This is a genomic window from Curtobacterium sp. VKM Ac-2865, assembly GCF_015350905.1.
Classification (GTDB): Bacteria; Actinomycetota; Actinomycetes; order Actinomycetales; family Microbacteriaceae; genus Curtobacterium.
In genome coordinates this window covers 878083-891691 of the sequence record NZ_JADKRZ010000001.1, presented here as the reverse complement: position 1 = coordinate 891691, position 13609 = coordinate 878083, and the positions used below count along the sequence as shown (strand labels likewise).

11 protein-coding genes are annotated in these 13609 nt (G+C 69.7%); 8 read left to right on the top strand and 3 right to left on the bottom strand.

The features are described 5' to 3' along the window. The first annotated feature begins 5 nt into the window (after positions 1-5). Entirely contained in the window at positions 6-1073 is a 1068-nt protein-coding gene (locus ITJ54_RS04260; RefSeq protein WP_416354890.1) for a quinone-dependent dihydroorotate dehydrogenase, read from the top strand. Positions 1074-1858: 785 nt separating this feature from the next. On the opposite strand, the gene ITJ54_RS04255 is transcribed toward ITJ54_RS04260, so the two are convergent. Further along, positions 1859-2431, bottom strand: a complete 573-nt coding sequence (locus ITJ54_RS04255; RefSeq protein ID WP_323741588.1) for a DUF3043 domain-containing protein — start codon at positions 2429-2431, stop codon at positions 1859-1861. A gap of 72 nt (positions 2432-2503) precedes the next feature. Here ITJ54_RS04255 and ITJ54_RS04250 point away from each other — a divergent pair, with 72 nt between their 5' ends. The 6 genes from ITJ54_RS04250 (at position 2504) to ITJ54_RS04225 (ending at position 9416) form a co-directional block, all read left to right on the top strand. Beyond that, on the top strand, positions 2504-3964 hold the full coding sequence (locus ITJ54_RS04250; RefSeq protein ID WP_194626018.1) for a dipeptidase: 1461 nt from the start codon (positions 2504-2506) through the stop codon (positions 3962-3964). Positions 3965-4135: 171 nt separating this feature from the next. Beyond that, complete coding sequence (locus tag ITJ54_RS04245) at positions 4136-4507, top strand: HesB/IscA family protein (RefSeq protein WP_194626017.1); 372 nt, start codon at positions 4136-4138, stop codon at positions 4505-4507. A gap of 296 nt (positions 4508-4803) precedes the next feature. After that, positions 4804-5706: a cytochrome c oxidase subunit II gene (gene coxB, locus ITJ54_RS04240; protein ID WP_194626016.1), complete on the top strand. Its 903-nt coding sequence runs from the start codon at positions 4804-4806 to the stop codon at positions 5704-5706. Positions 5707-5717: 11 nt separating this feature from the next. Next, positions 5718-7454: a cytochrome c oxidase subunit I gene (gene ctaD / locus ITJ54_RS04235; protein ID WP_071276075.1), complete on the top strand. Its 1737-nt coding sequence runs from the start codon at positions 5718-5720 to the stop codon at positions 7452-7454. 4 nt (positions 7455-7458) lie between these two features. Beyond that, positions 7459-7875, top strand: coding sequence for a cytochrome c oxidase subunit 4 (locus tag ITJ54_RS04230; protein ID WP_194626015.1), 417 nt, complete (start codon positions 7459-7461; stop codon positions 7873-7875). Positions 7876-8042: 167 nt separating this feature from the next. Next, positions 8043-9416 (top strand): glucose-6-phosphate dehydrogenase, encoded by a 1374-nt coding sequence (locus tag ITJ54_RS04225; RefSeq protein WP_194626014.1) that lies wholly within the window; start codon positions 8043-8045, stop codon positions 9414-9416. Positions 9417-9640: 224 nt separating this feature from the next. On the opposite strand, the gene ITJ54_RS04220 is transcribed toward ITJ54_RS04225, so the two are convergent. Further along, positions 9641-11545 (bottom strand): glycoside hydrolase family 15 protein, encoded by a 1905-nt coding sequence (locus tag ITJ54_RS04220; protein ID WP_267237972.1) that lies wholly within the window; start codon positions 11543-11545, stop codon positions 9641-9643. A 55-nt stretch (positions 11546-11600) separates the two neighbouring features. After that, the gene (locus ITJ54_RS04215) at positions 11601-12650 is read right to left on the bottom strand and encodes an App1 family protein (RefSeq protein ID WP_194626012.1); all 1050 of its coding nucleotides are present in this window, start codon (positions 12648-12650) and stop codon (positions 11601-11603) included. Between the two features lie 143 nt (positions 12651-12793). Between ITJ54_RS04215 and ITJ54_RS04210 the strand changes: the two genes are divergently transcribed. Further along, positions 12794-13441, top strand: a complete 648-nt coding sequence (locus ITJ54_RS04210) for a TetR/AcrR family transcriptional regulator (RefSeq protein WP_194626011.1) — start codon at positions 12794-12796, stop codon at positions 13439-13441. Positions 13442-13609 lie beyond the last annotated feature (168 nt).

Here is a 13609-nt window from a genome sequence, read left to right as displayed (position 1 = left end):
CGAACATCGCCGAACGGTGCGTCCGCGTCGGCTACGGCGTGGTCTTCCGCGCGGTGTTCGCCAACATGGACCCTGAGCGGGCGCACCACGTCGCGTTCGCGGTCATCCGGTGGCTGCCGCGGGTGCCGTTCCTCGCCGGGGTCGTCGAGCGGTACTCCCGTCCCTCGGCCGCTGACGGCGTCACGACGATGGGCATCCACTTCCCGTCCCGCTTCGGCCTGGCCGCCGGGTTCGACAAGAACGCCAAGGGGATCGCCGGGCTCGGCCTGCTCGGCTTCGGGCACGTCGAGGTCGGCACGATCACCGCGAAGCCCCAGCCCGGCAACGACAAGCCCCGGCTCTTCCGGCTCATCGCCGACCGCGCGCTGATCAACCGGATGGGCTTCAACAACCACGGCGCCGCAGCCGCCGCTCGACGACTCGAGCGGGCGCGACGCAACCCGGGTCGCCCGGTCATCGGCGTCAACATCGGCAAGAGCCGCGTCGTGGACGTCGCCGACGCCGTCGACGACTACCTCGAGTCGACGCGGCTCCTGGCCCCGTTCGCGGACTACCTCGCCGTCAACGTCAGCTCGCCCAACACGCCCGGACTGCGCGGACTGCAGGAGCTCGACCAGCTCCGCCCCCTGCTCGCCGCGGTGCACGAGTCCGCCGGCCGCGTGCCCGTCCTCGTCAAGATCGCGCCGGACCTGACCGACGATCAGATCGACGCGATCGCCGGTCTCGCCGTCGACCTCGGGCTCGCCGGCGTCATCGCGAACAACACCACGATCGAGCGCTCCGGACTGACCACGCCCGAGGCCGACGTGGCCGCCATGGGCGCCGGGGGACTGTCCGGGGCGCCACTCGCGTCGCGTTCGCTCGACGTGCTCCGGCGCGTGCGGGCCGTCGTGCCGGCGGACTTCTGCGTGATCGCCGTCGGTGGCGTCACCACGGAGGCCGACGTCCAGGCCCGGATCGAGGCCGGTGCCACGCTCGTGCAGGGCTACACGGCGTTCCTCTACGAGGGGCCGACCTGGGCCACACGGATCAACCGGCTGCGCCGGAAGCGGTTGCGTCGCGCGCAGCGCTGACGCACGTCCCGGCCCCGGCCTCGGTGAGATCGCAGTTCGTGTCGCCTCAGCAGGTGGCGACCCGACACGAAGTGCGATCTCACCGCCGCGAGTGGCCGCCGGCCGCGCCAACCGGTCGCGACACACTGCTCAGGTTCGCCGGGTGGTCGAGCCGCGTCGCGCGCGTGCCGCGCGACCGACGGTCGGTGGCCGGTCGGCGGTGCGCACCCGGGGTGTCGTGACCCCTCGCCGGACGGGAGGCTCCCCACCGGCCCGGCGCCGAGCCTCCGGTCCGGCGCGTCTCGGCCCCGAGATCGCGGTGAGATCGCATTCCGTGTCGCCTCCGCAGGTGGCGACCCGACACGAAGTGCGATCTCACCGCCGCGGGCGGCAGTCGGCGGCGCTGACCGGCCGCGAGTCCCCGCTCAGGTTCGCCGGGTGGTCGAGCCGCGTCGCGCGCGTGCCGCGCGACCAACGGTCGGTGGCCGGTGTGCACCCGGGGTCTCGCGACCACTCGCCGGACGGGAGGCTCCCCACCGGCCCGGCACCGAGCCTCCGTTCCGGCGCGTCCCGGCCCCGGCCCCGAGACCTCGGTGAGATCGCATTCCGTGTCGCCTCGGCGACCCCTGACCCGACACGAAGTGCGATCTCACCGCCTTGGACGCCGGCCGCCGGCCGCCCGCCACCGGCCACCGGCCACCGGCCGCCGGCCGCCCGCCACCGGCCACCGCCTTGGCCGCCGGCCCCCGCCGCCGGGAACGACGAAGCGCCACCGGCGATGCCGGTGGCGCTTCTCAGACTCGGGGTCAGGCGGGGTACTGCCCGCGCTTGACCTGGGGCTTCGGCAGCCGCAGGAACCGCAGCTGCCACGCCCGGGTCAGGATGTAGAAGAAGGTCCGCGACTGGAACTCGCCGAACTTCGCGGTGATCTTCTTGCGCAGCATCAGCCAGAGCACCACGCAGTCGATGAGGAACAGCGCGACGAACGCCCAGATCACCAGCAGGGAGTAGGACGCGATCGGGGTCTGCGGTGCGGCGAAGCCCACGATCAGGAACAGCACGAGGACGGGCATCATCACCTCGCCCACGTTCCAGCGGGCGTCGATGGTGTCGCGGACGAACCGGCGCTGCTCGCCTCGGTCCTTCGCCGGGAGGTAGCGCTCCTCGCCGTTGGCCATGCCGACGCGGGCCTTCTCGCGCTCGCTGTTGAGGCGTGCACGCGCTGCCTTCTTGTCCACGGGGGAGTTGCCCACGAGCGGACGGCGGTTGGCTGCCTCTCGCTCACGACGGGACGGGGTGGGACGACCCTTGCCCTGCTCGAGCAGTTCCTCTTCCGAGGGGTTGACTGTCGTGTTGGTCTTGGGTGCTGCCTTCGCCACGGTGATTCCTGCTGGTCGGTGAGCGGTGCGCCGGGGAACAGCCCGACGATGGTGTCCTCTAGATTACCGGGCATGACCGACACCGCACAGTCCGCGCCCGCGACCGACCCCGAGCTGCTCGACGCCCTCCGCGAACAGGTCCACGGCGACCTGCCCCGGACGATCGCCGACCTCTCCGCGCTGGTGCGGATCCCGTCGGTGTCATGGTCCGCGTTCGACGCGTCGGCCGTGCGGCGCAGTGCCGAGGCGGTCGCCGACCTCGCGCGGGACACCGGCGTGTTCGAGTCGGTCCGGATCGTGCGGTCCGCGGTGTCCGGTGACACGCCCGACGGCGCCAGCGATGCCGAGGGCACCGAGCACGCCGGCGTCGAGCTCGGGCAGCCCGCCGTGCTGGCCGTCCGGCCTGCCAGGAACGGCAAGCCGACCGTGATGCTCTACGCCCACCACGACGTGCAGCCGCAGGGCGACGACGCGCTCTGGGAGACCCCGCCGTTTGAGCCGACGCTGCGTGGGGACCGGCTCTACGGCCGCGGCGCCTCGGACGACAAGGCCGGCGTGATGACGCACATCGCCTCGCTCCGCGCGCTGCACGCCCGCTTCGGGGACGACCTCGACCTCGGCATCGTGCTGTTCGTCGAGGGCGAGGAGGAGTTCGGCTCCCGCTCGTTCCGCACCTTCCTGCGGGAGCAGAAGGAGCACCTCGCCGCGGACGTCATCGTCGTGGCCGACAGCGACAACTGGTCCACCGAGGTCCCCGCGATCACCGTGTCCCTCCGCGGCAACGTGACCTTCAAGCTGACCGTCACGACGCTCGAGCACGCCAGCCACAGCGGCATGTTCGGGGGAGCGGCCCCCGACGCCATGCTCCCGATGGTCCGGCTCCTCAGCTCCCTGCACGACGACGCCGGTTCGGTCGCGGTCGAGGGCCTGACCGCGTACGACGCCCCCGTCCCCGCGCGTTCCGAGGACGAGCTCGCCGCCGACGCCGCCCTCGTGTCCGGCGTGCGCCCGGTCGGCACCGGCGACGTGCTCTCGCGCATGTGGTTCCAGCCGTCGATCACGGTCACCGGCATGGACGTCCCGAGCGTGGCGAACGCGTCCAACACGCTGCTGCCCACCGTCAGCGCGCGCGTGTCGGTGCGGGTCGCCCCGGGCCAGAGCGCGACCGACGCCGCGGCGGCCGTCGAGCGGCACATCCGTTCCCACACCCCGTTCGGCGCCCGCGTCGAGCTCAGCGAGCCCGACGCCGGCGACGGCTTCCTGGTGGACACCAGTGGCTGGGCCGTCAAGGAGGCCAGGACCGCCATGGCCGAGGGCTGGGGCGCCGAGCCGGTCGAGCAGGGCATCGGCGGCTCGATCCCCTTCGTCTCCGACCTCGCCGCCGAGTTCCCCGAGGCCCAGATCCTGGTGACGGGCGTCGAGGACCCCGACACGCGCGCGCACAGCCCGAACGAGTCGCAGCACCTGGGTGTGCTGCATCGCGCGGTCGCCTCCGAGACGATCCTGCTGGCCCGGCTCGCGACGCGCGCCTGAGCGCGGACACCGGACGGGAGGCCCGGGTCGACCGGTCCCGTCCGCTCGCCCCCGGCAGGTGGAACCGTGCATGTCCTCCACAGCATGCGACGGGCATGTGCGTTCCGTCGGTGGGGGTGCTTACAATCGACGACGAGGCGCGGTGACCGCACCGCCCAGAAGGAGGCGCTCATGAGCGACACCATCACGACCGAAGCCGTCACCACGGCCGTCCCGTCGCACGGGGTCCTGCTCAGTGACGCCGCCGCTGGCAAGGTGGCGAGCCTCCTCGAGCAGGAAGGCCGCGACGACCTCCGCCTGCGCCTGGCCGTACAGCCCGGTGGCTGCTCGGGCCTGATCTACCAGCTCTACTTCGACGAGCGCCTGCTCGACGGTGACACCACCGCCGAGTTCGACGGTGTCGAGGTCGTCGTCGACAAGATGAGCGTCCCGTACCTCGACGGTGCGACGATCGACTTCGAGGACACCATCCAGAAGCAGGGCTTCACGATCGACAACCCCAACGCGCAGGGCAGCTGCGCGTGCGGCGACAGCTTCCACTGAGCCCACCACGAGCAACGCCCGAACGGGGAGCGACCACCACGGTCGCTCCTCGTTCGTCGTCCGGCGTGGCGACGTCGCCGATCTCGGACATCTCGCGGATGACCTGGGGAAAACCCTGCTTCGAGGGTGCGCGAGAGTCCACCACGCGTGTCGGGCGTGCACTCGCTGTCACCGGCTGCGAGTAAGCTAGGAGTGTTCCAACCAAGCTGGGAACCAGTCATGCGTCGCCTCACAGCGGCTCGCTGTCGGCAACGACAGGCTGCGCTCTCGCTTCCACGTCTTTCCGAGAGGTAACAGTGCGTTCGAATCGCCGTATACGTTGGGCGGCCGTCCCGGTGGCCGTCGGTCTGGTCATCGCACTGGCTGGCTGCTCGCAGCAGCAGCTCAACGGATGGCTCCCCGGGACGGAAGGGACGAAGGACGTCACCAACCACACGAGCCGCGTCGTCGGCCTGTGGACCACGAGCTGGATCGTCCTGCTCGCGGTGGGGCTCATCGTCTGGGGTCTGATCATCTGGGCCGCCATCGTCTACCGCCGTCGGAAGGGCCAGACCGGCCTCCCGGTGCAGATGCGGTACAACATGCCGCTCGAGATCTTCTACACGATCGTGCCGCTCATCCTCGTGTTGGGTTTCTTCGCCTTCACCGCCAAGGACCAGGCCGCGATCGAGAAGCCCTTCGCACAGCCGGACACCACGGTGCACGTCTACGGCAAGCGCTGGGGCTGGGACTTCAACTACATCAACCAGAACGACCCCTCGAAGAGTGTCTACTATCAGGGCATCCAGGCCCAGGAAGAAGAGAACGCCAACGGGGCGATCGACGAGTCGCAGCTGCCGACGCTGTACCTGCCCGTCGACAAGAAGGTCAAGATCGAGCTCGACTCGCGTGACGTCGACCACTCCTTCTGGGTCATCGACTTCTTGTACAAGAAGGACATGCTCCCCGGCAAGACGAACTACGAGTACTTCATCCCGCAGAAGATCGGGACCTACCAGGGCAAGTGCGCCGAGCTCTGCGGCGAGTACCACTCCCTCATGCTCTTCCAGGTCAAGGTCGTGTCGTCGTCTGACTACCAGGCGTACCTCGACACCCTGACCGACCAGGGCAAGGTGGGCCTGCTCGGCGACGAGTACAACACCAACACGAACCAGCCTGACAACAAGGCGCCCGTCACGGCGTCGAGCGACGACAAGTAGGGGCTCGCCAGATGACAACGTCATTCGTCGGCCAACCGACCAGCACCGCGACGCCGGACTTCCAGGCGTCCAAGGTCGGTCGGAAGGGCAACATCATCGTCCGGTGGATCACCTCCACCGACCACAAGACGATCGGGTACATGTACCTGATCACGTCGTTCCTGTACTTCCTGCTCGCCGGCGTGATGGCACTCGTCATCCGTGCGCAGCTCTTCGAGCCCGGGCTGCAGCTCGTCGCGACGAAGGAGCAGTACAACCAGCTCTTCACGATGCACGGCACGATCATGCTGCTGCTGTTCGCGACGCCGCTGTTCTCGGGCTTCGCGAACGCGATCATGCCGCTGCAGATCGGTGCCCCCGACGTCGCCTTCCCGCGACTCAACGGCTTCGCGTTCTGGCTCTACTTCTTCGGTGGCCTCATCGCCGTCGGTGGCTTCCTCACCCCGCAGGGCGCCGCGTCGTTCGGCTGGTTCGCCTACGCCCCATTGAGTGACACGACGTTCACACCAGGGCTCGGCGGGACACTCTGGGTCTTCGGGCTCGGCCTCACCGGCTTCTCGACGATCCTCGGTGCCGTGAACTTCATCACGACGATCATCACCATGCGCGCCCCCGGCATGACGATGTTCCGCATGTCGATCTTCACGTGGAACACCCTCGTGACGTCGCTCCTCGTGCTGATGGCCTTCCCGGTCCTCGCCGCCGCACTCTTCGGCCTCGGTCTCGACCGGGTGTTCGACGCCCAGGTGTTCAACCCGGCCAACGGTGGAGCGCTGCTCTGGCAGCACCTCTTCTGGTTCTTCGGGCACCCCGAGGTCTACATCATCGCGCTGCCGTTCTTCGGCATCGTCTCCGAGGTCTTCCCGGTCTTCAGCCGCAAGCCGATCTTCGGCTACAAGACCCTCGTCTACGCGACCATCTCCATCGCGGCCCTCTCGGTCACGGTGTGGGCGCACCACATGTACGTCACCGGTTCGGTGCTGCTGCCGTGGTTCTCGCTCATGACGATGCTCATCGCGGTCCCGACCGGCGTGAAGATCTTCAACTGGGTCGGCACGATGTGGCGCGGCTCGGTCACCTTCGAGACCCCGATCCTGTGGGCCATCGGCTTCCTGATCACGTTCACGTTCGGTGGGCTCACGGGCGTCATCCTGGCTTCGCCGCCGCTCGACTTCCACGTGTCCGACTCGTACTTCGTCGTGGCGCACTTCCACTACGTGGTATTCGGCACCGTCGTGTTCGCCATGTTCTCCGGCTTCTACTTCTGGTGGCCGAAGTGGACCGGGCGCATGCTGAACGAGCGTCTCGGCAAGATCCACTTCTGGCTGCTGTTCGTCGGGTTCCACACCACGTTCCTGATCCAGCACTGGCTGGGCGTCATCGGCATGCCGCGTCGCTACGCGACCTACCTGCCGAACGACGGCTTCACCTGGATGAACCAGCTGTCGACCATCGGCGCGATGATCCTCGGCATCTCGTTCCTGCCGTTCATCTTCAACGTCTACGTCACTGCGCGGAACGCTCCGAAGGTGGCCGTCAACGACCCGTGGGGCTACGGCCGTTCGCTCGAGTGGGCGACCTCCTGCCCGCCGCCGCGACACAACTTCACGTCGATCCCGCGTATCCGCTCGGAGTCCCCGGCGTTCGACCTGAACCACCCCGAAGCGGGTGTGCCGATCGGTGTGGGTCCTGCGAAGGACGCTCCCGATGCTCCGACCTACGACGCCGCGAAGGGCGAGGTGAAGTAAGGCCATGCGCGCCAACGTCAACCTGTTCTGGATCCTCTTCGGGTTCTTCATCCTCGCGGACGCCGCGTACACGATCTGGTTCCGCCTCAACCACGGTGGGTGGGAGCCGGTCGGCACGATGGGCATCGGCCTCGTCGGGATCATGTCGGCGTTCATCGCCTTCTACCTGCAGCGCGTGCTGTCGGCCCAGGGCGGGGACCTGCCCGAGGACCGTCAAGACGCCAACATCGAGGACGGCGACGCCGAGCTCGGGCACTTCAGCCCGTGGTCGTGGTGGCCCATCCTCCTGGCAGCCTCGGTCTCGATCATCTTCCTCGGGGTCGCAGCCGGCCTCTGGATCGTCCCGATCGGCGTCGCGCTGGTGACGGTCACGCTCGTCGGCTGGGTCTTCGAGTACTACCGCGGCAACTTCGGGCACTGACCCGCACCTGACGCACTTCGGGCGGCACCACCTGGTGCCGCCCGAACTGCGTCCGGACGACCTTCCCGGCTGTGGATCGTGACAGCGTTCCGGCCTGGGGAATCAACCGGTCCGACCGCGGCTTGAGCCACGCGGACCCATCCACCTCGCGAAAGGAGTCACCCCCGGTGACCGACAAGCGCACTCTCATCATCTTCGGCGCGACGGGCGACCTCGCCTCCCGCCTGCTCCTGCCGGGTCTCGGCACGTTCCTGCAGAGCGGCCGCGCCGTCCCCGTGCAGCTGATCGGCACGGGCCGCAGCGAGCGCAGCCCCGAGAAGTGGAAGGACATCGTCACGACGTCCTTCGCCTCGCAGGACGTCAAGGGCCCGGAGGTCGACGCCACCCTCGAGTCGACGACGTTCATCCAGGGCGACCCGACCGACCCGAAGCACCTCGAGGCCCTCCTCGCTGCCGCGGACAACGAGCCGATCCTCTACTTCGCGCTCCCGCCGCAGATCGCTTCGGACATCTGCGAGGCGCTCGAGCACGTCGAGCTCCCGCAGGGCACCACCCTCGCGTTCGAGAAGCCCTTCGGCACCGACGTCGCCAGCGCCAAGGCCCTCAACGAGACGGTGCTGAAGCTCGTCCCCGAGGACCGCGTCCACCGCACCGACCACTTCCTCGGTCGCACCACGGTCCTGAACATCATCGGTCTGCGCTTCGCGAACCGCCTGTTCGAGCCCATCTGGAACGCGGAGAACATCGAGAAGGTCGACATCTTCTACGACGAGACCCTCGGGCTCGAGAACCGCGCGCAGTACTACGACGAGGCCGGCGCGATGGTCGACATGATCCAGTCGCACCTGCTGCAGATCCTCGGCATCGTGACGATGGACGCCCCGGCCGAGATCGACTCGGTCGAGTTCCGCTCGTCCCTCGCCCGTGCGCTGCGCTCGACGCAGCTCAAGGGCGACGACGCCAAGATCGCCTCGCGTCGCGCCGTCTACACGGCTGGGACGATCGACGGCAAGGACCTCCCCTCGTACCAGGAGGAGGACGGCGTCGACCCCTCGCGTCAGACCGAGACCCTCGCCGAGATCTCCGTCGAGGTGGACACCGCCCGCTGGAAGGGCGTCCCGTTCACCCTGCGCTCCGGCAAGGCCCTCGGCAACAGCCGCAAGGAAGTCCTCATCACCTTCAAGCCGGTCCCGCGCCTGCCTTCCGGCCTGAGCGGTCGTCCGAAGACGGACACGCTCCGCATCGTGCTGAACCCGGACGAGATCGAGCTGACCGTCTCGGCCAACGGTGGCGGCAACCCGTTCGAGATGGGCCAGGTCACGCTGTCCTCCTCGTTCAGCGACGGCGAGCTCACCCCGTACGGCGAGGTCCTCAACGGCATCTTCCACGACGACCCGCTGCTCTCCATCCGCGGCGACGTGGCCGAGCGCTGCTGGGAGATCGTCGAGCCGGTCGTCGCCGCGTGGAAGGCGAACGACGTCCCCCTCGAGGAGTACCGCGCCGGTTCGCGCGGTCCCGCGGACTGGGAGTCGTCCTCCTGAGTCACCCCGTGCCCTGAACGGGCACACCGTACAGACGGGAGGCCCGGTGCCAGCTGGCACCGGGCCTCCCGTCTGTCTGTGCGGGCGTCGGCGGGGCGACGTTCCTTCCCATCGCACGCGCAGTGGAAAGTGGGATCGCGCGTGGCAGGTGGGACCGAACGGCCCCCTACGCGCGATTCGACCCGCTACGCGCGATCGGACCCGCTACGCCCCGCGCCCCCCGCTCAGGCGGGCGTGCCGGCGAAGCCACCCACGCCCGCGGCGGCGCGCGTGCCACCGTCGTGCTGGGGGATCCGCGTGCGGTGCCCGGAGCCCGCACCGCGTGCCCGCTGGATCGCGTCAGCGGCCGACACGAGCGTCAGGTGGCTCAGCGCCTGCGGGGTGTTGCCGATGTGGTGGCCCGTCGCGACGTCGATCTCCTCCGACAGCATGCCGACGTCGTTGGCGTACCCGACCAGCACGTCCATGAGTCGTTCGGCGTCCTCGATCCGGCCTGACGCGGCGTACTGCTCCACGAGCCAGAACGAGCAGGCGAGGAACGGGTGCTCGCTGCCGGACAGCCCGTCGAACCCCGCGGACGTGCGGTAGCGCAGCACGAGGCCGTCGGAGCCGACGCGCAGGTCCTGCTCGATGGCGGCGACCGTGCCGAGCATGCGCGGGTCGGTCGCCTTGCAGTACCCGATCTGCGGCAGGACGAGCAGGCTCGCATCGACCTCGTCGGTGTCGTAGTGCTGCCGGAAGGCGCCACGCTCGGCGTTCCAGCCGTGCTCGTCGATCTCGGCGCGGACGGCACTGCGGAGTTCCCGCCACCGTTCGACGGGACCCTCGAGCCCGAACTCCTCCACGGCAGCGACCCCGCGGTCGAACGCCGCCCAGATCATCGCGCGGGAGTGCGTGAACGAACGTCGGGGCCCGCGCATCTCCCAGATGCCGTTGTCGGGCTCCTGCCAGTGCTGCTCGACGAACCCGAGCAGTGCGCGCTGCAGTGCCCAGGAGTCGGCGTTCTCCTCGACACCGAGCTCGCGGGCGTCGTGCAGTGCCGCGAGGACCTCGCCGAAGACGTCACCCTGGTACTGCGTCGAGGCGCCGTTGCCGATCCGGACGGGCGTGGAGTGCGCGTACCCGGCGAGGTGGTCGAGCTCCCGCTCGGCGAGTTCGCGTTCACCGGCGATGCCGTACATGATCTGCACGTCGGCGGGGTCGCCAGCGATGGCCCGGAGCAGCCAGCCGCGCCAGTGGGTGGCCTCGTCGCGGTACCCGTGGGCGATGAGGGACGCCAGGGTGAGCGAGGCATCGCGGAGCCACACGTAGCGGTAGTCCCAGTTGCGTTCGCCACCCGGGTCCTCCGGCAGGCTCGTCGTGACCGCGGCCACGACCCCACCGGTCTCGGCGTGGGTCATCGCGCGGAGGAGCAGCAGGGACCGGCGGGTGGCGTCCGCGTACGGTCCCTCGACGCGGGTCTTGCCGGCCCACGCGCGCCACCAGGCGGTCGTCGCTGCCAGCGCGGGTGTCACGTCGAGCGGCTCCGGCGGCTCCCGGTGCGACGGGTACCAGGTGAGCTCGGTGTCGAGCACGTCACCGTCGTGGATCGTCGTGGTCGCGACGTGCCGGTGGTCGTCGGCGCGGAACCGGACACCCCGCACGATGACCGATCCCGGCCCGGCGGTGGCGACGAGGGCGGGGTCGTCGTCGTCCCCGATCTGCCGCACCCAGGGGAGCGCCGAGGCGTAGTCGAAGCGGATGCGCAGCGTCTGCCGCATCTCGACGGACCCCTGCAGACCTCGGACCCGCCGGACGACCGCGGCTCGGTGCGCACCGATCGGCATGAAGTCCGTGACCTCGACGACGCCGGACGCGGTGGTCCAGATCGTCGTGAGGACGAGGGTGTCCTCCTCGTAGCGCCGCTCGGCGGTGGCCTCGGGGTCGGTCGGGTGGAGGGTCCAGTGCCCGTCGTGCTCGTCGCCGAGCAGGGCCGCGAACGTGGACGAGCTGTCGAAGCGCGGCAGACACATCCAGTCGATGGTCCCGGCTCGGTCGACCAGGGCGGCGGAGTAGCAGTCGCCGATCATCGCGTGGTCCTCGATGCGCTGTGTCATGCGCCAATCGAACCACCCGGCATCGGGCGTCAACCCGTCTGGGCGACCGAGCGCTGAAGATGGGCTCAGCGACCCGGGCCGGACCGGCTCAGTCGAGCTCGACGAGCCCGACCCGCCCGAGCTCGGCCCACAGTCCTGCGCCGTCCGGGGCGTACACCCACGGGGCCGCCGAGTCCCGCGAGCGTTCCTGCGCGCGGGAACGACCACCGGCGAGGACGGCCTCGCTCGTGGAGAGCTGGCGGATCGCGACACCGGCCACGTTGTCGGGGTGTTCACGGGCGAACTCGCCGTAGAGGGCCTCGTCGTGCTGGCCGTCGTCGCCGACGAGCAGCCAGCGGACGTCGGGGAAGTCCCGCGCCAGGCGCCGCAGGTTGTCGTGCTTGTGCAGCTGCCCGCTCCGGAAGAAGCGGTCGTGCGTCGGGCCCCAGTCGGTGAGCAGCAGTGTGCCGGACGGGTACATGTTCCTGGTCAGGAAGCGCTGCAGCGTCGGCGCGACGTTCCACGCCCCCGTGGACAGGTACACCGAGGGCGAACCGGCGTGCTGCGCGAGGACGCGTTCGTACAGCACGCTCATGCCGGGGACCGGGCGTCGTGCGTGCTCGGTGACGACGAAGGAGTTCCAGGCCGCGAGCATCGGGCGGGGGAGCGCGGTGACCATCACGGTGTCGTCGATGTCGGAGAGCAGGCCGAAGCGCGTGTCCGGGTGCACGACGAAGACGTCCGCCTCGGCCTCGCGCTGCCCACCCGCCGACAGCCGGATCGTGTGCCAGCCCGGCTCCAGGTCGATCGGCACGATCGTGTCGACGACGCCGCCGCGGTCGGACTGCACCGTGTGCGTCGAACCGCCGGCAGTGACGGTGACCTCGGCGTGGTCCACCGCGACGCTCGTGAAGGTCTTCCAGCCGCGCACCCCCGTGAAGGATGCGTCCGAGGCCAGTCCGCGGCGGGTCAACAGCACCCGGCAGAGGACCCGGATCCACCCGGGAGCGCCGTACCCGGTGTACGGGATGACGGTCGGCACGAGACCGTGGCGTCTGGCACGCTGTTCACGGAACTCCTGGACGGCGTCCTCGATCCGGGCGGCCCGGTGGAGGATCGGCTCGGCCAGCGACAGCTCATGGGACCTCGGGTCGGGCATCGGGCCATCATCCCATGCGCCACTGTCCGGTTGTCGACGAGCGGAGTTCGACACCCCGGGAATCGCAGGGATGTTCCAGCCGGTCTCTGCGAGAGTTGCCCCGTCAGACAATCAGCCCGCGCTCACTGCGAGAAGGAGAACACGTGCTCGTCACCGAGGTCACGAACGCACTGCCGGGGGGATCATCACTGCTCAGGAACGAGCCGGTCCAAGCCCGCAGTTCGGCACGCCTCTCCGGACTCCTCGACGCCGCAGCAGCGGTCATCGACGAGATCGGGTTCGAACGGCTCACGACCGCAATGGTCGCCGAACGGGCAGGGGCGTCGATCGGCACCGTCTACCGCTACTTCCCGGACCGCATCGCGGTCGTCGAGGCCCTCGCGATCCGCTGCACGCAGCGTCTCGCGGAGAAGTTCCTCGAAGCCCTCGAGACCTCCGGCGCCACCACCTGGCAGGCCGCCTGCGACGCCTTCATCGAGATGACGTCGGAGATGTACCGCACCGAGCCCGGCTTCCGGGCGATCCGCTTCGGTGACGCCGCAGAGTCCGGTGTCGGCGACGACGAGGACCGCATGGCCGCCCTCGGCGGCGCGGTCGGCGGGATCATGCGCGAGCGCTTCGGCGTGCCGGAGAACGAGACGGTCGCCCGTGCCTGGGTCGTCCTGGCCGAGTCCGGCCACGCCGTCCTGGCACGCGCCCACCGCGACCGGGACCACCCGGACCGGCCCCTGATCGAGGCCTACCGCACGATGACGCGCAGCTACATGGAATCGGTGATCGCGGCCTCCTGACCGTCGACCCGCCCGTCCGACACGCCGTGCGCCAACCGGACCACCCGCCACCCGCGACTCCTGCCAGGAGGCGCGGGTGGCGTCGTTCCCGGGGCCTCCGCCGCCCCGGGGTCACCGCCGGCAGGGCGGTCGACGCCCCGATTTGGTCACGGTTCGTCACCGGACGCA

Bases quoted from the DNA above. Each gene is read 5' to 3' on its own strand.
- ITJ54_RS04250 (WP_194626018.1), top strand. From the start codon at position 2,504: ATGACCGACACCGCACAGTCCGCGCCCGCGACCGACCCCGAGCTGCTC.
- ITJ54_RS04245 (WP_194626017.1), top strand. From the start codon at position 4,136: ATGAGCGACACCATCACGACCGAAGCCGTCACCACGGCCGTCCCGTCG.
- ctaD (WP_071276075.1), top strand. From the start codon at position 5,718: ATGACAACGTCATTCGTCGGCCAACCGACCAGCACCGCGACGCCGGAC.
- ITJ54_RS04230 (WP_194626015.1), top strand. From the start codon at position 7,459: ATGCGCGCCAACGTCAACCTGTTCTGGATCCTCTTCGGGTTCTTCATC.
- ITJ54_RS04215 (WP_194626012.1), bottom strand. From the start codon at position 12,650: ATGCCCGACCCGAGGTCCCATGAGCTGTCGCTGGCCGAGCCGATCCTC.